18 protein-coding genes are annotated in these 20,344 nt (G+C 40.5%); all 18 read left to right on the forward strand.

The window, feature by feature from the left end; genetic code table 11:
* Positions 1-65: 65 nt before the first annotated feature.
* Positions 66-2,846: an HD domain-containing phosphohydrolase gene (locus tag FR932_RS05755; protein ID WP_019439796.1), complete on the forward strand. Its 2,781-nt coding sequence runs from the start codon at positions 66-68 to the stop codon at positions 2,844-2,846.
* Between the two features lie 278 nt (positions 2,847-3,124).
* A complete protein-coding gene (gene nirB, locus FR932_RS05760; protein WP_019439795.1) occupies positions 3,125-5,671 on the forward strand; it encodes a nitrite reductase large subunit NirB in 2,547 nt (848 codons plus the stop codon).
* Entirely contained in the window at positions 5,668-5,994 is a 327-nt protein-coding gene (gene nirD / locus FR932_RS05765; protein WP_019439794.1) for a nitrite reductase small subunit NirD, read from the forward strand. Before nirB ends, nirD begins: the two co-directional genes overlap by 4 nt.
* A gap of 147 nt (positions 5,995-6,141) precedes the next feature.
* The gene (locus FR932_RS05770; protein ID WP_019439793.1) at positions 6,142-6,996 is read left to right on the forward strand and encodes a formate/nitrite transporter family protein; all 855 of its coding nucleotides are present in this window, start codon (positions 6,142-6,144) and stop codon (positions 6,994-6,996) included.
* A 288-nt stretch (positions 6,997-7,284) separates the two neighbouring features.
* Positions 7,285-7,554, forward strand: coding sequence for a hypothetical protein (locus FR932_RS05775; RefSeq protein WP_019439792.1), 270 nt, complete (start codon positions 7,285-7,287; stop codon positions 7,552-7,554).
* Between the two features lie 15 nt (positions 7,555-7,569).
* On the forward strand, positions 7,570-7,914 hold the full coding sequence (locus tag FR932_RS21885) for an outer membrane protein (RefSeq protein WP_151676848.1): 345 nt from the start codon (positions 7,570-7,572) through the stop codon (positions 7,912-7,914).
* 173 nt (positions 7,915-8,087) lie between these two features.
* Complete coding sequence (locus FR932_RS05785) at positions 8,088-9,386, forward strand: DEAD/DEAH box helicase (protein ID WP_019439791.1); 1,299 nt, start codon at positions 8,088-8,090, stop codon at positions 9,384-9,386.
* A gap of 192 nt (positions 9,387-9,578) precedes the next feature.
* Positions 9,579-10,529 (forward strand): metal-dependent hydrolase, encoded by a 951-nt coding sequence (locus FR932_RS05790; protein WP_019439790.1) that lies wholly within the window; start codon positions 9,579-9,581, stop codon positions 10,527-10,529.
* Positions 10,530-10,614: 85 nt separating this feature from the next.
* The gene (locus FR932_RS21610; RefSeq protein WP_240532343.1) at positions 10,615-10,914 is read left to right on the forward strand and encodes a hypothetical protein; all 300 of its coding nucleotides are present in this window, start codon (positions 10,615-10,617) and stop codon (positions 10,912-10,914) included.
* Positions 10,915-10,970: 56 nt separating this feature from the next.
* On the forward strand, positions 10,971-11,570 hold the full coding sequence (locus tag FR932_RS21615) for a c-type cytochrome (RefSeq protein ID WP_240532342.1): 600 nt from the start codon (positions 10,971-10,973) through the stop codon (positions 11,568-11,570).
* Positions 11,571-11,804: 234 nt separating this feature from the next.
* Positions 11,805-13,229 carry a YcjX family GTP-binding protein gene (locus FR932_RS05800; RefSeq protein ID WP_019439789.1) on the forward strand — a complete coding sequence of 475 codons (1,425 nt, stop codon included), beginning with the start codon at positions 11,805-11,807 and terminating at the stop codon, positions 13,227-13,229.
* A complete protein-coding gene (locus tag FR932_RS05805) occupies positions 13,226-14,275 on the forward strand; it encodes a TIGR01620 family protein (RefSeq protein ID WP_240532341.1) in 1,050 nt (349 codons plus the stop codon). The genes FR932_RS05800 and FR932_RS05805 overlap by 4 nt, the downstream gene beginning before the upstream one ends.
* Before the next feature lie 226 nt (positions 14,276-14,501).
* Positions 14,502-14,828, forward strand: coding sequence for a DUF3302 domain-containing protein (locus FR932_RS05810; protein ID WP_019439787.1), 327 nt, complete (start codon positions 14,502-14,504; stop codon positions 14,826-14,828).
* On the forward strand, positions 14,828-15,787 hold the full coding sequence (locus FR932_RS05815; RefSeq protein ID WP_019439786.1) for an HlyD family secretion protein: 960 nt from the start codon (positions 14,828-14,830) through the stop codon (positions 15,785-15,787). The genes FR932_RS05810 and FR932_RS05815 overlap by 1 nt, the downstream gene beginning before the upstream one ends.
* A 184-nt stretch (positions 15,788-15,971) precedes the next feature.
* Positions 15,972-16,217: a zinc ribbon domain-containing protein gene (locus tag FR932_RS05820; RefSeq protein WP_081588303.1), complete on the forward strand. Its 246-nt coding sequence runs from the start codon at positions 15,972-15,974 to the stop codon at positions 16,215-16,217.
* 435 nt (positions 16,218-16,652) lie between these two features.
* On the forward strand, positions 16,653-18,719 hold the full coding sequence (locus FR932_RS05825; RefSeq protein ID WP_019439784.1) for a TonB-dependent receptor domain-containing protein: 2,067 nt from the start codon (positions 16,653-16,655) through the stop codon (positions 18,717-18,719).
* A 48-nt stretch (positions 18,720-18,767) separates the two neighbouring features.
* The gene (locus FR932_RS05830) at positions 18,768-19,613 is read left to right on the forward strand and encodes a heme/hemin ABC transporter substrate-binding protein (RefSeq protein WP_019439783.1); all 846 of its coding nucleotides are present in this window, start codon (positions 18,768-18,770) and stop codon (positions 19,611-19,613) included.
* Complete coding sequence (locus FR932_RS05835) at positions 19,610-20,266, forward strand: O-methyltransferase (RefSeq protein WP_019439782.1); 657 nt, start codon at positions 19,610-19,612, stop codon at positions 20,264-20,266. Before FR932_RS05830 ends, FR932_RS05835 begins: the two co-directional genes overlap by 4 nt.
* The last annotated feature ends 78 nt before the right edge of the window (positions 20,267-20,344 follow it).

The raw sequence follows: 20,344 nt of genomic DNA on the forward strand, positions 1-20,344 counted from the left end.
TATTACCAATGAAACCCATTTCGTTCAGAACTTATATATCAGTTGTTTTTATTTTATTGTTTAGCATGTTTAGCTTAGCGACTATTGTGGCTGGTGTAAGCCATCTAGAATCAGAGAAGGCGCTTTTCTCGACTGAGAATGTAAAAAATTTCACTCGTACTTTGAAAGTAACGATTAAGCAGGTTTCTAACCCCGTGGTAACTTTGCTTGATACGCAGATATTATCAGATCTTATCAATAGTGATCGTCAAGATTTTCAGTGGCTGGCTGCAATCACCACCACGTTAAACAAAAATCCATTTATTACATCCTTATATTCAGCGAATGAACAAGGGCAGTCTGTTTATATCTACCGTGTATCAACACAAATGCGTAATACCTACCCAGATATGCCTGATAATGCTGCGTTTAGTCTTAGCTTTAATGATATTGATGGCCCACAGCAACGTATTATATTAAGTAATACATTGAAGGTTATATCGTCTGCCACTTATGCCAGCAGTCATTATGACCCACGAACTAGAGCATGGTTCAAAAATACCCGCGACGACGATAAAATCTTTATTTCTGACCCATATCGTTTTTATCCATCAGGGCGTTTAGGTTTTACATTTTCACGCCGAACCTTGGATGGTAAACGTGTGTTAGCTGCGGACTTTGATTCTCAGTCGCTGACAGCGCTGCTTCAACATATGCAATACTCTAAAAATTCGCTTACCTATTTGCTCGCATCGACAAAAGAAATTATCGCGAGTAACAGGGTGCTTACTTCGTTTGAAAAATCAGGGGGATTTAACCTGACAGCACCCGATTTAAATCATGCATTAGATAATATGGGTGATTTCCCGATAGGTGTGACAACATTGAAATCGCTAACACTAAACAAAGTCTTGTCTCGAGTTATGATCACACCACTTGATATTGGTAATGGCCATAAGGTCTATTTGATTAATAGCTTAAAAGAGGAAGAGTTCTTAGCTAAATCGAGCTATTTAAATTCCCATTTTAATATGAAAAACATGCTGTTTCTGACGTTGTTTTTCTTTATCGTGAGTATTTTATCAACAAGGCGAATTGCAAAGCCGCTTATTTATTTAAACAAATCGCTGATTAATATCCAACGTTTTGAATACCGCCGTAAAGAATACAAAGTATCTAATATTGTTGAAATTGATCAACTTAATGACACGATGATGTTGATGGAAAGTGTATTAACAGATTTCTTTAATCATTTATATAATGTCGCTCGATCATCTAAACCTGAGGAATTATCAGCGTCAATTGTAGATCAAACCTCTGCAATTTTATCGGCCAATAGTTGCCAGTTGTTTATTAATAACCGTGTTAACAGAGAGGCGTTTCACCTTAGCGCTAATTCAAGTTCATTACCTGAGTTTGATTTTCCCCAGTTACTGCAGAATAATCAGGCGGTATTAGATGAAAATGTGCATGTTTTATCTGAAAAAGAAGCCAGTATTATCTTTGCAACAGGGCCTTGTAAAAGGGGATTTATTATTCCATTAATGAATCGTAAAGAGCAAAATGTGGGTGCTTTGGTGATTGGTTTTAATGGTGAGATATCGAGTTGTACCCATAACAGAATTAGTCTTGTTAGAAACTTCATCGGTTTTAATGAAATCGTCTTAGAACATTTAGAGAAAGAACATGAACAGCAGGCGCTATTTCATTCATTTGTAAAAATGACGGCGGCTGCGCTAGATAAAAAATCTCCGTATACAGGCGGGCATTGTCAACGAGTTCCTAAGATCACAGAACTGATCGCAAATGCTGCGGACGTAGATACTGATACATTCTCAAACTTTTCGTTAACGTCTAAAAACAAGGAAGAATTATTAGTGGCTGCGTGGTTGCATGACTGCGGTAAGGTAACGACACCTGATTATGTAATGGATAAAGCCACTAAATTAGAAACTGTCTACGATCGTATTCATGAAATACGTATGCGTTATGAAGTATTAAAGCGTGATGCTGATATTGTGTATTGGCAATCTATCGCGGAGGGTGGTGATACTGCTGATTCATTGGCTCGTTGTAATGCACTCAAAGATGAATTGAATAATGAATTTGCATTTGTTGCGAACTGTAATACTGGCTATGAATTCTTAGTGCCAGAGAAGATAGAAAGGTTGGCTGAGATTTCTTTACGTACTTGGACAAGAACGTTACCTGATGATATTGGCATTTCGCAACAAGCGTTAGCTAAAAAGGCTGGTCGCCATGCTAGTTTACCTGCTGTTGAGCGTGTGTTAGTTGACAATGTTGAGCATTTATCTGAATGGGAAGTCGAACCAACGCAAAATACGCAAGGTAAACGTCATTTCAAAATGGCCAAACCTGCTTATCAATTTAATCGGGGGGAGTTACATAATCTGGGGGTTCAAGCCGGCACGTTAACAGCGGAAGAACGATACAATATTAACGACCATATTGTACAAACTTATTTAATGTTGGATCAGATTGTATATCCCGAACATTTGAAAAATGTCCCTCTTATTGCAGGTAGCCATCACGAGAAAATGAATGGTCAAGGTTACCCGTTAAAACTAAAAGGCGAGGAGATCCCTATTGGTGGTCGCATGATTGCTGTCGCTGATATTTTTGAAGCATTAACGGCTTCAGATAGGCCATATAAAGAAGCGAAGAAACTAAGCCAAGCATTAAAAATAATGGCCTTTATGGTTAAAGATGACCATCTTGATGAAGCAATATTTGATCTGTTTTTAACACATGGCATTTACCAAAAATATGCCGTTGAATATTTAAAGCCGGAACAATTGGATACTGTTGATATTGTCGTGCTTCGGGCTATCTACCAAAAAGTGTAATTCAGTTATTAATTAGGGCTGATGTAATAAAATAACAAAAACAATATAAATACCTCATTATGGGTATTTATATTGTGAGTTTTGTTGTTTTTTAATTACATCAATGCCATTATGTCGGCTCTCACTTGCTGAGGATGCCACTTTTCGTTATAAAATTACGCTTTACTTCACATTTCTGATCTTGTTCACACTTATCGACCTTCGGAATTGATCTAAGTCATGTCCATCTCTTAAGTAATACCTCAAAATACCTACATAATAAATATATAGGAATACTTATGAGCAAAGTCAGACTGGTTATTATCGGTAATGGTATGGTTGGCCACCGTTACATCGAAGATCTAGTAGAAAAAGCAGAAATTGAAAATTTTGATGTGACCGTGTTCTGCGAAGAACCACGCGTTGCCTATGATCGTGTCCACCTCTCTTCTTATTTCTCTCACCACACTGCAGATGAATTATCACTGGTAAAAGAAGGCTTTTACGACAAACATAATATCAATGTATTGATTGGTGAACGTGCGATTAATATTAACCGCGCGCAGAAAATTATTTATTCAAATTCAGGTCGTGAAATTAAATACGACAAGTTAGTCATGGCGACAGGATCAAAACCTTGGGTGCCACCAATTAAAGGTAATGAAAGCAAAGATTGTTTTGTTTACCGTACTATTGAAGATTTAAAAACCATTGAAGCAACAGCGAAACGCAGTAAAAGCGGTGTTGTTATCGGCGGTGGTTTATTAGGACTTGAAGCTGCTGGTGCGTTGAAAGCACTCGGTGTGGAAACACATGTAATTGAGTTCTCGCCAGTATTGATGGCTGAGCAGCTAGACCGTGAAGGCGGTGAGCAACTACGCAAAAAAATTGAAAAGCTGGGCGTGCAAGTGCATACCAGTAAAAACACCTTAGAAATTGTTGCTGAAGGTGAAACCGCACGTAACACCATGATGTTTGCTGATGGCACCTCGCTTGAAGTTGATTTCATCGTATTCTCAACGGGTATTCGTCCACAAGACAAACTGGCACACCAATCTGGTTTAGCAACGGGTCGTCGTGGTGGTATCACTATTGGTGACCATTGTGTGACGAGTGACAGCGATGTTTATGCAATCGGTGAATGTGCATCTTGGAATGAACAATTCTTTGGTTTGGTTGCTCCAGGTTACAAAATGGCACAAGTTGCTGTTGACCATCTATTAGGTAGCGACAACGCATTCGAAGGCGCTGACATGAGCGCTAAGTTGAAATTACTTGGTGTGAAAGTGGGTAGTATCGGCGATGCCAATGGTCGCACACCAGGTTGTAAGAGCTTTGTTTATCTTGATGAAACAGAAGAAGTATACAAACGTATTATTGTTTCTGAAGACGGTAAGAAGTTATTAGGTGCAGTATTAATCGGTGATACATCAGATTATGGTAGCCTATTACAACTTAAGCTAAACGACATGGATTTACCTGAACATCCAGACAGCTTGATTCTACCAGCGCATGCGGGTGGTGATAAGCCAGCAATGGGCGTTGAAGCATTACCTGATTCTGCTGTACTTTGTTCTTGCTTTGATGTGACTAAAGGCAAGATTGCTGCGGCAGTTGCTGATGGCCATACCACTATGGGCGAAATCAAGGCAGTAACCAAAGCGGGAACGGGTTGTGGTGGTTGTGTACCACTTATCACTCAAGTACTGAATGCTGAACTGGCTAAATCAGGTATTGAAGTGAAAAACCACTTATGTGGACACTTCGAGTATTCTCGCCAAGAGCTATTCCACCTAATTCGCATTGAAGGGATTAAAACCTTTGATGATTTACTGGCTAAATACGGTAAAGGTTACGGCTGTGAAGTATGTAAACCAACCGTTGGTTCAATCTTAGCGTCTTGCTGGGGTGACCATGTATTAAGTCGTGACAACGTCGGTCTACAAGATACCAATGATAATTTCTTAGGTAACATGCAAAAAGACGGTACATATTCAGTTATTCCACGTATGGCTGGTGGTGAAGTAACGCCGCAAGCACTATTGGTACTGGCTGAAGTTGCTGCAGAATATAGCCTGTACACTAAAATTACCGGCGCGCAGCGTATCGGTTTATTTGGTGCCCACAAAGGTGACTTACCGGCAATCTGGAAAAAGCTGATTGCAGCGGGTTATGAAACGGGTCAAGCGTATGCAAAAGCACTACGTATGGCGAAAACATGTGTGGGTAGCACTTGGTGCCGCTTCGGTGTGCAAGACAGTGTTGCTTTAGGTGTGTTACTTGAAAACCGTTATAAAGGTATTCGTACGCCACACAAAATGAAGTTTGGTGTATCAGGTTGTACCCGTGAATGTGCTGAAGCACAGGGTAAAGATTTAGGTATTATCGCGACTGACGCAGGCTGGAACATGTATGTGTGTGGTAACGGTGGTATGAACCCGCGTCACGCTGATTTATTAGCATCAGATTTAGATGAAGCAACATTACTGCAATACATCGACCGTTTCATGATGTTCTATGTACGTACTGCCGACAAGTTACAACGTACGTCGGTATGGATGGACAACTTAGAGGGTGGCGTTGATTACTTACGTGAAGTGGTTGTTAACGACAAACTGGGCATCAATGAACAACTTGAAACAGACATTAACAAACTGATCACTGAGTTCAAATGTGAATGGTCTGACGTTGTTGAAAGTGAAGAGCAACAAAAACGTTTCGCTCACTTCATTAACAGCGATGAACAAGACAAGAACGTACGCTTTGTTACTGCACGTGACCAGCATCGTCCAGCAACTATCGCAGAAAAAGATACATACGCAATCACAGTGGGAGAGCACGCATGAGTAAATGGATTAAAGTTTGCCAACTAAACGACATCACAGTTAATACTGGTGTATGTGCATTGGTTAACGGTAAGCAAGTAGCTATCTTCCGTCCACGTGATAACGAAGAACTGTTTGCCATTGACAACATGGACCCGTTTGCGAAATCAAACGTGCTATCACGTGGTCTGATTTGCGAGCATGATGAACAGCTTTGGGTGGCAAGTCCCTTAAAGAAACAACGCTTTAACTTAGCGACTGGTCAATGTTTAGAAAATGACTTGGTGGCACTGGCAACGTATAAAGTGCGCGTGAACAAAGACGCTGTCGAGATCAGCGCTTAAGACGTTCGGTGTGAATAGCGACAAGATTTTATAGTTCAAGGGTGCTAGCCACCAAAGGCTAGCACCTTTTCCTATACGATTTTGCTTTTAACTTATTATTTACTTTTTTCTTATAATTTTAATTTTGAATATCCTTGGAGTTCTTATATGTCTGCTTTAAAACCTGCTGAATTCGTTCAGACCATGATTGATGTTGGCGAAGCTAAAATTCGCACTAGTAGTAGGGACCTTGTGTTACGTGGCACTATGGCTGGTATTATTCTTTCTTTAGCCGTTGTTGTGGCGATCACGGCGATTGTGCAAACCGGTGTTGGCCTTGTTGGTGCGTTAGTTTTCCCTGTGGGCTTTTGTATTTTAAGTTTAATGGGCTATGACTTGTTAACAGGTGTTTTTGGTCTTGCTCCATTGGCTAAATTTGATAAGCGTAGCGGTATTACTTGGGGTCGTATTCTGCGTTGCTGGGGCTTTATTGGTCTAGGTAACCTAATTGGTTCACTTATCGTGGCTTTCCTTATCGCTTTAGTATTCACCACTAACTTCAGCGTTGAAGCTGGCGCGGTTGGCCAAAAATTCATTGGCGCTACGATGGCGCGTACTGTTGGTTATGCTGAACATGGCATGGACGGTTGGATCACGGTATTTGTTAAAGGCATTCTTTGTAATCTAATGGTTTGTTTAGGTGTTATTGGTAATATGACCGCTCGTTCTGTGGCTGGCAAAATTGCGGCAATGTGGCTACCAATCTTCATCTTTTTCTCGTTAGTATTTGAGCATGCTGTTGTTAACATGTTTTTATTCCCACTGGGTATGCTGTTAGGCGCTGATGTTGGCGTTGCTACTTGGTTAAACTGGAACCTTATTCCAACGCTGTTAGGTAACCTAGTTGGTGGCCTACTATTTACGTGTATTCCATTATATTTAACGCACGCAAAAACAGCCCCAGCACTAAGTCAAGAAACTGAAAGCGATGCTGCACCTGCAGGTAAACTTGCTAAATCGTAAGTTTGTTGTGACTCGGTAAATCGAAAAAACAACTGATAATCGCCTCCTTTAATTCGTCATGAATGAAGGGGGCGTTTTTATTTGTGCTTTTTGCGATCATTAGCTTATCTAATCACAAACCTAAGCTTTTAGTACTATTTACTCATGATAAAGATTGTCTGATGCTTACCTTTGTTAGTAGTAACTAAAATATTCGTGTTATAAACCCAAGTTGTTTTAGTTGGTAACGTTATAATAATTAAAGGAATAATTAAAGGAATAATTAAAGGAATAATTAAAGGAATAATTATGAATAAAGCAATTTTATTAGCGATCTTTCTTGCTGCATCGTCAGTGACTCATGCACAATCTGTAACGATAGAAGATACAGTTGAGCAACAATTAACACCTGCTGAAGTAATACAAAAAGTAAAAGGTTTTTATCTGGGAGGAGCGATTGGTTCTACTGTGTTTGATAGTCTTGATTATGATACTCCGTATGCAGAAGAAGACGGTAATACACTAAAATTTATAATCGGCTATCAGTTTAATCGCGTATTTGCTTTGGAAGGTCAATAAACAACATACGCTGATATTAATGAAACTGTATCTGATTACTTTTGGTCTCCAACTGCCGCTTCACTTAGTGCAAATCTTGGTTATACTTTCCGAAATGGTTTACGTCCATTTGGCGTTATTGGTGTTTCTTCTATTGAATTAGGCCAGCCATACCTGACCAATTTAGAAGATGATAGTGTCGGTTTTCGCTATGGTTTTGGCCTTGAATACGCTCCAGAAGGGCTTTATGGGCTTAGTGCTAGAGTCGGTTATGAGATAGATATTTTCGGCGTTGATCTAACAGACCCGACTTATAATTATACTGAGGTTAGATCATATACACTAAGTTCATTTTATGTATCAGCGTCTTATAAGTTCTAATTCGTAAATACATTAAATCAAAACCAATCGTTACCACGGTTGGTTTTTTTATATCCAGTCTTAGTCCCCAGATCCTTTAAATCATGGCTTTATCTAGTTTATCTGCAATCTTGTAAGACTTCTGCTAAACTGCGCGGCATATCGTTTTTGTTGTTGTGTTTAGTAAGGTCATTATGGGTTTTTCTGCTTTAAATCTTAATCAAAATTTAATTAATACTGTTACCAAGTTAGGCTATGAAACGCCTACGCCAATTCAAGCTCAGGCTATTCCAGCAATTCTGGAAGGGCGTGATATCATGGGTGGTGCGCAAACGGGTACAGGTAAAACAGCTGCATTTGCATTGCCTATTATTCAGCAGCTAATGGCTCAACAGTTAACAGCTAACGCATCAGAAGAAACTGGCAAAAAGAAAATCCGTGCTTTGGTATTAACACCAACACGTGAGCTTTCACAGCAAGTGCACAAAAGCTTTGAAACATACAGCCAAGATAGCGGATTAACTGCTGCGCTTGCTTATGGTGGTGTGAGTATTAACCCACAAGTAAAAGCGCTAGCGCAAGGTGCTGACATTTTAGTGGCAACACCGGGTCGTTTACTTGATCTATTAGATCGTGAAACGCTAACACTTGAGTTTGTTGAAAAGATCGTATTCGATGAAGCTGACCGTATGTTAGATATGGGCTTTATGGAAGAGATCCGCCGTATCTTAAAACACCTGCCGAAAAAACGTCAGACGATGCTATTCTCGGCAACATTTGATGATGCGATCTTTAAACTAAGCAAAAGCTTATTAAACGATCCATTATTAGTTGAAGTTGATACCCGTAATGCAGCGGCTGAACAAGTAGAGCAAATATTTTATGCTGTCGATACTGATCGTAAACGTGAACTCACGTCTTACCTGATTGGTTCACGTAACTGGCGTCAAGTGCTTATCTTTACTCGTACTAAGCAGGGCGCAGATAGCCTAGCAAAAGAAATGTGTAAAGATGGTATTAAGACAATCGCGGTACACGGTGATAAATCACAGGGCGCACGTGAACGTGGTCTGGAAGATTTTAAAACCGGTAAAGTACGCGCATTAGTAGCGACAGATGTTGCTGCTCGTGGCCTTGATATCGAACAGCTTAAGCATGTAATCAACTTTGAATTACCGTTTAAAGCAGAAGACTACATTCACCGTATCGGCCGTACAGGTCGTGCTGGTTTATCTGGTACTGCAACGTCTTTAGTTAGCATCGGTGAAAACTGGTTGTTAGAAGAAATTGAGACACTGCTTGATACACGTTTAGTGGCGCAATGGTTACCGGGTTATGAACCTGACCTGAGCAAGCCTGTTGATGATGGTCGTAATAGCGGCGGTCAAAGCAAAGGCAATGGCCGTAACGATGACAAACGTCGTGCTAAAAATCGCTCTTACGGTAAGAAAACCAATAACCGTGCGAAGAAAGATACAAAACCTGCTCGTTAGTAAAAATCGCTAAATTAGTTATATGAATGGCTAAGGTTGAGAGACCTTAGCCATTTTTGTTTATCAGAACTCGCCAAAACTTGCCTCGCAGATAAAATACGATTAATTTAACTATATACTCAACACAGTACTTAATACGGCTCTTCATATAGTGCTACAAATAGTACTTAAAGTTTTACGTTAGGAACAGTCATGGATTCAGTTACACAAATTGTATTAGGTGGCGCTATCGGTGCAGCTATCGGCCACAAACAACTTGGCCGCAGTGCACTTATTATTGGTGGTGTGTTAGGTACGTTACCTGATTTAGATGTATTTATGCCTGCTGCAGATGCTGTTGCAAGCTTTACTGAACACCGTAGCTTCTCACATTCCTTGTTTGTGTTATTGCCTTTTGCGTTTATCTGCTTTGCGGTGCTTAAGTTTAGTCTCAGGCTTAAATTCAAAACCGATGTGATTTCCAATCAACGGCTATTTTGGCTGTGTTGTCTAACGCTAATCACGCACCCTTTGCTTGACGCGTTTACCAGTTATGGCACGCAATTGTTCTGGCCGTTAGACGGGCCCCCGATTTCGATTGCTTCTATCTTTGTTATCGACCCTTTGTATACCATGCCGTTATTAGTCGGTTGTGTCTATCTGTGGCGCAGTAAAAATAATGGTGAAAGTAAGAGAAAGGCGAGACGGGTTAATCATATTGGCTTGTTGCTCAGCAGTGGTTATTTGTTATTGAGTGTATTAATACAAAACCAAATGCAGAATAAAGTCGATGCAGCGTTACAAGCACAAGGTATTCCTGCGTCTAAAGTATTCCTTTCTCCGCTGTATCCAAGCCTTAATTGGTGGATAGCTGTCGTTGTTGATGACGGTATTTATTATGATGTTACTCTGAACGTGTTAACGAATACATTAGATATATCGGCACAACAAAATCTGGGCTTTGGCGTGATAGATGTGACGACGCCAGCACTAACCTCGCTTGATTGGTTTACTAATGGCTTTATTCGTTTAGAAGAGGTTGAAGGGCAATTAGTTGCAACAGACCTGAGAATCAAAACCGGCCATGTTGGTTATGCTTTCAAGTTCGCCTTGGCAGAAAAAGAAACAGATGGTTGGAAAGAAATTCCGCCACTTAGACTCTAAAACGTATTCATCTTCTATTCAGGTTATTTGGTTATACTCTCGTCATAAATTAAAGCCCAAATATAATAAAACATAGGGATAGAAGATGAAAAAACAACATTTATTACTTACCGCTAGTCTGTTATTGGCTACATCTGCGATGGCTGACAATACCATACCTAATGCACCCGCGTGGTCAACACCAGCTCGAGGAAGTACGACTTCAGAAGTTGTTGATGTCACTGTTAAACATCAAATCGAAGGCAGTGCGCTCAGCTACACTCAAACAGAAATTGACAACAAATTTAGTGCACCGGATTGGTTTCCTCTGCAGCACCAACCTATGCCTAATATTGTCCAGTTTGGCAAAAACCAAAAGTGTGGGCTTGTGCATCTTGTCATTTAGCCTCAGGAACGGGGCATCCAGAATCATCAACATTAGCCGGTTTGTCTGCAAATTATATGACTGAGCAACTAAAGGCGTTTGCATCGGGAGAACGTGTTGATTATAGCGGCCACATGAATCGTATGGCAGCCTTGATGACAGAGGCGGAGATGGTTGAGGCATCAACATGGTTTGCAAGTCTACCTGCGCAGCAATTTATTACGGTGAAGGAAGTCGAGACTGTTGCGGGTACGTATGTTGATAATACCAGAATGCGTCAAATTGATACTACTAAGCCATCGCAAGAGCCAATTAATAATCGTATTATCGAAGTCCCCGTTGATAAAGAATTGGTACATAAGCGCGCACCAGTAAGTGAGTTTATTAGCTATGTGCCTGTGGGCAGTATTGAGCGTGGTAAAAACCTAGTTCAAACCGGAGGAGGAAAAACTATCCCTTGCATGAGTTGTCATGGTGCTGACTTATCCGGTTCAGACATTGGTCCGGCAATAGCGGGTAATTTCGGTATTTACACTGTGCGTCAATTGCACGGGTTCAAATCAAATACACGTAGCGGCGCGCAGTCAGTGATGATGCAGCCTGTTGTTGCCAATCTTTCTGATACCGATATGGTGGATATTGCAGCCTATCTCAGTTCAGTTTCAATTAAGCTATAAGATGACTCATTTTCTTATCGTGTATTCCTAATGAGCCTTATTAATCGATGAATTAAATATAACGAAATGTGTGTTTGATTCATCTGTCATTCAGCTTGTTTGGGTATACTTCTTATCTATAGTAAACTAATTGTTAATAGTAACAGTTAGCCTGTTTGTAATAATAAAGTGCTCCTTCCTTTTAATATATGAAGTAGGTATATGCGAGACTCAGACAAAAAGTTTTCCAAATTAATGAATAAAGCATCCCGCAAAGCAACATCCCTTAAAGAAGATGGGCTGGCGAGTATTGCTAAGCTACAGAACCGTTATTTTTGTATCGGTATAACAGGCTTGAGTAAAAGTGGTAAATCGACCTTTATCACCAGTTTAATTAATCAATTAATGCATCATGAAAAAGCCAGCTTAGCAGGTTTTTCACCGGTATTGAGTGAGCGTCTGCTCGGCGTGAAAATGCACCCGTTAGCAGATACCAATATTCCAGTATTCCCGTATGCAAAGAATTACCAGAGCCTGACACAAGCACCAGCCAAGTGGCCTGCGTCAACGACAGACAGTAGTGGCTGTTTACTGGAATTGAGATTATCCCGTGCTGGACGACGCTTAAATCCATTAAAGGCAGAGCAGTTTTCTTTGTTCCTCGAAATTCGTGATTATCCGGGTGAATGGTTACTCGATTTACCGTTACGTGAAATGAGTTTTGCGCGTTGGAGTGAACAGTGCCAAGGACAATACCAAGCATCGCCGCGACGTGAGTTAATGGGACCTTTATTTGACGAATTAAGTCAGTTAGATCCGTTATCGGCTGTAGACGAAAGTGTATTGAAATCGCTAAACGGCAAGTTTGTGCAGTTTTTACATGACTGTAAATATAAGCACAGTAGTTTAAGTTTGATCCAACCTGGGCGTTTCTTATTGCCTGGTTCGGTAGAAAATAGCGAACTGTTAAACTTTGTGCCGTTACTTGGTTGTCATAGATACAGTGAAGACGCGTTGAATGATGCCGCTGAAAACAGTTATTACAAGCACTGTCAGCGTAATTATCAAGGCTATGTAAAAGAGTTAGTAGATCCTTTTTATAAGAATTTCTTTAGTCGTATAGATCGCCAGTTAGTGCTGGTGGATGTGGTGAATACCTTAAACGCTGGGCCTGAGTATCTTGATGATATGCGCCAGGCCTTAACCAGTATTACTGAAAGTTTTTCGTACGGTAGCCAAAATAGATTCGCGCAATTATTCAGACCTAAGATCGACAAGGTGGTGTTTGCAGCGACTAAGATCGATCAGGTATTGAGTGAAGATCACGATGCCGTACGGCAATTATTGGGCGTGATTGTCAAACAAGCTTATAAAAGTGCGCAGCATGAAGGCGTGCAACCAATTTGTGAGGCCACGGCTGCAGTACGTTCTTCTAAAGAGATAAAACATCAAGGCGACCGTGGTATTGCTGGGTGTGGTGTGAATGGTAAACCGATTGGTTATATTCATCCAACCATACCCACGCGTATACCTGAAGGGCAGCAGTGGCAGCCATTTTTAGATTGGCAAATACCCTTGTTAAATCCGCCACAAGGGTTGTCGTTTAGTAACCAAGATGTATTACCACACATTCGCATTGATAGTATTTTAAATGAATTAGTAGGGGACAAATGCCTATGAACAAAAAAACAGTAGATAACGCGATACGTAGCCAAGGTAAAACCATCGATATGCAAGCCGATGATGGTGTTGCCACTGCGAGCCGTGAAGCGAAAATATTTATGCCCGATCTTGATAATGATTTGAGCCAAGTGCCTGCCTCGATTACTGCAGAGGATACAGTCGATGATACTTATCGTGGTTTAACACTTGAAGCGTTACCGATTAAAGGGTTGAAGTCATTTTTTATTGGCGTTGCAAGTATTTTGGGCGTGATGTCGTTATGGCAAATTTACAGTATTTTTCAAAGCGTGTTAGCGTTTCATTGGATCGCGGCAGCAGGCTTTGCTGGCTTAGTTATTATTGTTGCTATGTTGGCATTACGCAGCGTATTTAGCTTTATGGCTGATAAAGAAAATATGGCGGCGTTAGCGGGTATTCAAGATAAAGCTGAAGAACTTAAAACGACGAATGATGTTGGTCAAGCTAAGGCTTTAATGACCAAGTTATCGCAGTTTTACCAAGATAAACCACAGTCACCTTTGCTGGCTAAAAGCATTAAAACTATGCCGGACTACAGCAGTGATAAAGAAGCCATGGCGCATCTTGAGAATGTTTTTTTAGCACCATTAGATAAAGAAGCGTTACGCCGAGTATCAAAATACAGTGTGCAAACAGGTGTTGTTGTTGCTGCGAGCCCGTGGGCAGCCGTTGATATGCTATTAGCCTTGTGGCGCAGCATGAAAATGATTGATGAAGTAGGGCAGGTATACGGTATGCGTCCTTCGTTGGCGAATCGTTACAAGTTATTGAAAAGCGTAATGCGTTATTTAGCCTTAATCGGTGTGAGTGAACTTGCCCTTGATGAGATGCTACAAGAATTTGGTACTACTAGCTTAGCGGGAATCTCTGGGGCACGTTTGAGCCAAGGTGTTGGTGCAGGTGTGTATACAGCGCGTATTGGTTTAGCGGCGGTAACAGCGTGTCGACCAATTGGTTTTTCGGCAGATAATAAACCCAAACTGAAAGATTTTATAAAGCGTATTTTACAACGGATGAATGGTTAAGTCGTTATTAACCAAGACTGGTAGTACTGGTAACGGTTAATTTCCTTATTTTCGTTTGAAATAGTCTATCATTGAAGCTTATAGCGTTAATTATATTATTGTTTTACCTATGTTTAATAGCAGGTTTAATAGTAAGCTTAATGTCAGGTTTAATGATAGGCTATCACTCATTACAAGAAGTCTTACATGAAGTAAGAACGTTTCTGAACGGTTAAAGGAGTTAATTATGTTGGAATACGTTGCACTAGGAATACTGGTGTTTGTTGCTATTGTGCTGTTTTATGGTGTTATCGTTATACATGATATTCCCTATGAAATTGCAGTTCACCGAAATCATCCTCATCAAGATGCTATTCATGTTGCAGGCTGGGTAAGTCTATTCACCTTGCATGTACTCTGGCCATTCCTATGGATTTGGGCAACTTTATACCGCACCGACCGTGGTTGGGGATTCTCTGATGGGCATTCAAGTAAAGACCATATCGAAAAGTTAGAATTAGAACTAACTGAAGTTAAACAACGTCTTAATACGTTAGAAGGAGGCAGTGAATAATGGATTTATTACTCATATTAACGTATACCGCTTTTTGTATCGCTATCTTTAAAATATTTAAGATCCCACTGAATAAATGGAGTGTCCCAACGGCTGTGCTTGGTGGCATTATCTTGATTGGTGGTCTGGTATTTACCATGAACTACAATCATCCGTTTTCAGAAATTAGCCGTGAATACTATGTAACAACCCCGATTGTGCCAGCGGTTAATGGTAATGTCATTGAAGTGCCGGTTGAAGCAAATCAATTGTTAATGAAAGGTGATGTGCTTTTCAAGTTAGACCCAAAACCATTCCAAGATAAGCTTGATTCAATTGAAGCGAACCTCGTTGTGGCAACGTCAGACTTTAAACGTGCGAAAGAGCTGTACCGTAAAGGTATTGGTAAACAACGTGATGTAGATCTTACCCGTGGACAAGTTGATGATTTAACAGCTAAACGCGAATTAGCACTATTCGATCTAGATAGTACAACTGTGCGAGCACCTACCGATGGTTATGTAGTGCAACAAGCATTACGCCCAGGCATGCGTGCTGTGAGCTTACCGCTGCGACCTGTGATGGTATTTAAGCATAAAGGGGATAAAATGCTTGTTGGTTGGTATCGTCAAAACAGTATGCTGCGTCTTGAAAAAGGCTCTAAAGCAGAAGTGATCTTTGATGGTCTACCAGGTAAAGTATTTAGCGCGAAGGTTGTTGGCGCTATTCCGGCTATTCCAGAAGGCCAAATTCAAGCATCGGGCACGTTAATTTCTGTGCAAACGGCACGTTTCCCTGGTCGTATTCCAGTGTTATTTGAAATTGATGATCCGCGTTTTGCACAATACAGCGATGTAATGATGGGTGGCGCGTATGGTCAAACGGCTATTTACTCTACGCATTTTGAGCATGTGGCTATTATGCGCAAAGTCTTGTTACGTATGGCGTCGTGGATGAACTACTTCTTCCCATTCCACTAATACTGCTTTAATGCATGTTTCGTTAACGGTTTAGTTAAAGATGTTATTCAAAGGGGTTGTAGCTTAGGCTATAACCCCTTTTTATATTAAAGCTATTTCTTTATGGGTACAATGAAGTCTTTTTCACGATTATCGATCGATATCGAAAGGAATCACACATCACAATATCACTGGGAATTTCAACATGAGTAACACTAATTCAAATGAGAACAACTGTAATCAATGCCATGAGCCACTTGCTTGGAAAGCAGGGCTGTATCATTGCGTTAGCTGCAATCAGGATTACAAAAAGATAAGCTTTTGCCCTGACTGTAATGCAGAGCTTGAAAAGCTACAGGCGTGTGGTGCGACCAATTACTTTTGTAATACCTGCCATTCACTCAAATCTAAAAGTCGTGTTAGCCATCAATTTAAGTCATGTACATCTTAATATCAGATATATTGAGGTGAGGGGCATCAGATGGAAAGTGCTTTCTATACAGACTAAAATGTAACTGTTATGGTTTGAGTTATTTATCATCAAGACAAAGCAACTTACGGGTATATCCATCGATTTACCATACACTTTATGGTGTGAATTTATTAACTTGGTCTATTAATTAATATCAATATAATCAATTATATAGTTAGCCTTAACTGTATATTAGACCGTACGTACGGCTCTGTCAGGGGGCAGTAAGCCACTCCTCACTCGGTATGTCTATCAGTAAAGTAATATTTTGACTTGTTATATTAAGTGTTGCCGCTTTCATGGCATCTCTTCCTTTCTCGTTATTTATTTCCACATTTATTCCACATGTTTATTATGATAATGATTATCGAAGTGATAATCATTATCATAATTATTTTGGTAAAGGGAAATATAATGCAAAGAAGTAAAATTTCATTCGCAGTTTGCACTGCCTTGCTCTGTAGTGCTGCTCAAGCAAAAACTGATACATCATTTTTAAACTTAGATAATGTGACGGTTATTACATCTAGTATTGATAGTGAGTCAGATACGACTCAGTCGAACGATGTAATTCTTCAAGATGAAATTCGTAGTATAAATGCGCAAAACGTAACGGACGTGTTCAAATATTCGCCTAATGTTGAAGTCACAGGCGGTCCAAGTGGCGATGTAAAAAGTATTTCTATTCGAGGTTTGGGTCAAGATCATGCAAATGTAACAATTGATGGTGCAAGACAAACTTACTCACACTCAAAAAGAGGGAGCTGGGCGATAAATCCCAACCTTCTTAAAAGTGCGACAGTAACGAATGGAACATCATCTGGAGCAGCTGCAGGTGCTGTCAAATTAGAATTCATATCTGCTTATGATCTGCTTAAACCTGACGCTTCATTCGGTGCGTTAGTTAATAGTGGCTTTAGAAGCAATAATAATCAACAAGATCTGTCAGCTACTATTTATGGGTTGAACAACGGGTTTGATTGGTTGCTTTCTGCTTCAGATAGTTCACATGACCCATACAGTATTGGTGGTGGCTATCAACGTGATGGTAAAGATAGCTATTACAAAACGGGCGGAGAAAATCAGTCTTATCTATTTAAGTCTGGATATGATTTGTCGCCTTCTGAATATATTGGACTAAGTGTCTATATGGATAATTCTGAATGGGATCAGGTTCGCCAAGATTACGGTTATAACACGCGTGATTATACTAGTGCGGTGTTAAATTATAGCAACCAAGGCTCGAATAGCGATTTCCTCGATTTTAATGCCAATGTGTATATAAACCAAGTTGATACTTATACGCGCGAATACACTGACGAAACCAAGGCGACTACTTCGGATACACAGAAAATAGCCGATGATTCCTACGGGTTTATGCTTACCAATAATAGCTTGCTAAACGGTCCATTTGAGGAAACTTTACTCCACTATGGCTTATCAGGTCATTTTACTACTCACGACGGTGAGGTCGGTACTCTTGACAATGGTTCTTGGGTCGATGAATCGGCGCAAAGTGAACCTTCAGCGAAATCACATCAGCTAGCCAGCTGGCTTAATGCTCAGATGCTCCTAGGTAATGGTTTTACGCTGATTCCAAGCCTTCGCTACGATGAGTTCTACGTCGAATCAAGCAATGCTGAATTCGAGGGCGAAGCGCTATTACGTGACGGACGTACAGAAAACCAATTGTCAACAGGATTGCGTCTTAACCAAGAGATTAACGAGAAACTAAACTTGTTTGTAGCCTATGATGAAGCATTAACAGCGCCTGGTTTATCCGAACTATTTACATCTGGACGGGGGTTCAAGCCTAATCCTAACCTAAAATCTGAACGCTCGCAAAACAAAGAGATCGGTTTCACATTTAACAGCGGCTCTGTCATCACGCATGATGATAACCTATTGGCCAAAATCAATGTTTTCCAAAATGACATCAAAGACTATATTGGCACTGACTACACAGATCCGGCGTATAAGGACGGGGTCAAAGTCAACCGAGATGAGATTCGACTCCGTGGCGGTGAAATTCTGACTCAATATCGTTATGAAAACTGGGATGTATCGGCCTCTTATGGCATGACAATTGGTGAAGATCTAACAACAGGTGAATACTTGTCTGATATGCCCTCGGACAAGTTTGTTGTCAGTATTGAAAATCAACTTAGTGACGAATGGCGTCTTAGCGGTAAAGCAACTCACGCACTTAAGCGTCACCGCGTACCAACAACTCAAATTGATAGAAATGGCGATACGGTGACTATTCCTGAGGATGAGCGCCAAAGTGTGTCAGCATGGACAACTGTCGATTTGTACGCTGAATACATTCCCGCTCAGCTTCAGGATATGACCCTGTCTATGTCTGTTTCGAATCTATTCGACGAAGCCTACGCGCTGCAAAACAACAGCCGAGCTGACACTAAAGCGGAATACTATGAAGAAGGACGAAGCCTCAATATCGACCTCTCTTATAACTTTTAATTAATCAGACCTTGCTTAAATAGTGAAGGCTTTTATTAGGAAATATGAATGAAGAATTTAAAGTTAATCGGCATGCTATTGATCGCTTGGCAGTTTCTGTTTGCCCAGTTAGCCAATGCTGACGAACGTATTATCATCTCAGGTAGTCATATCACCGAGATTGTTTTTGAGCTTGGTGCTGGCGAGCAAGTTATCGGTGCTGATAAAACCAGTACCTCGCCAGAACAGGCAAAGGCCATTGCTGTATTAGGCCACCCGAGCAACCTTTCTATTGAAGGTATTTTATCACTTGGTCCAACGTTGTTTATTAGTGATGATAAGTATTTGAATCGAAAACTTAACAGTCAACTAGAGCAAGCTAGTGTCACAACCTTGATTCTCAAACAGGCTATTTCTCTTGCTGATCTTAAACAGCAGATAAAGTTAATCGCGTTAGCCCTTGATAAAAAGGAGCAAGGTGCTGAGCTTATCGCACGATTAGAAAAACAATCAAACGAATTAACGATATTAAAGCAGACAATTAACACACCGCAAAAAGCGCTCTTTTTGTTCGGTAAAGATAGCTTGCTTATGGCTGGAGAAAATACCGCCGTTGATCGTTTATTAACGATGGCAGGTATTGTCAACGCGGCAGGTTTTAAGGGAATGAAACCGATGACTCCCGAATCTGTCATCATTGCTAATCCTGATTTACTCATCACCGTGGATAAGGCGCTCGCTGGTAAAGGGCAAGCCGGTCGCGATCGTTTCTTTGGGATTACAGCGATAGCCGCAACACCTGCAGGTAAAAATAAAAGAATAACCATGATCCCAATTGCACATACCAATCTTGGTATTAATACGCTAAATACAGCAAAAAAACTATTCACCGAAGTATATGGAAACCAACAATGAAATATTTGAAATTTGACGATCAACTCAATCAATACATCAGTAAACACAACAACCAAGATGACGATCTATTAAAAGAGTTAAGAGAGCTCACCTATCAGAAAACTGGCCGACGTATGATGATATCACCGGATCAGGCTCAGTTTTTCCGCACATTACTTGCACTTATCAAACCTAAAAAAATACTCGAAATTGGTGTTTTCACTGGTTACAGTTCTACTGTTATGGCACGTTCTGTTCCGGATGATACGCGAATTGTTGCGTGTGATATAAGCGAAGAGTGGACTGCGATAGCGAAAGAGTTCTGGATCAAAGCGAATATCGACCATAAGATTTCACTTCGACTGGGAAATGCCAACCAAACCCTGTCAGATCTTATTGATAGTGACAATATAAGTACATTCGATATGGCCTTTATTGATGCCGATAAGATAAGTTACGACAGCTATTTTGAAAAAGCCTATCAGCTGCTGAAACCTGGCGGAACCATTATTATTGATAACGTATTATGGAAAGGTACCGTCGCCGACCCTGAACGTATTGATGATGATATTACCGCACTGCGACAGCTTAACGATAAATTAGCCGCAGATCCAAGAGTCCAATCTACGCTGCTTCCGATTGGTGATGGCATGCTCATGATTGCTAAATTATAAGATAACCAGGGCAGTTTTTCTGCCCTGATTCCGCCTTCCTTTAGGCGTTAAGACGTCAATATGTAGACTAATACCAAA

The organism is Moritella marina ATCC 15381, assembly GCF_008931805.1.
Taxonomy (GTDB): domain Bacteria; phylum Pseudomonadota; class Gammaproteobacteria; order Enterobacterales; family Moritellaceae; genus Moritella; species Moritella marina.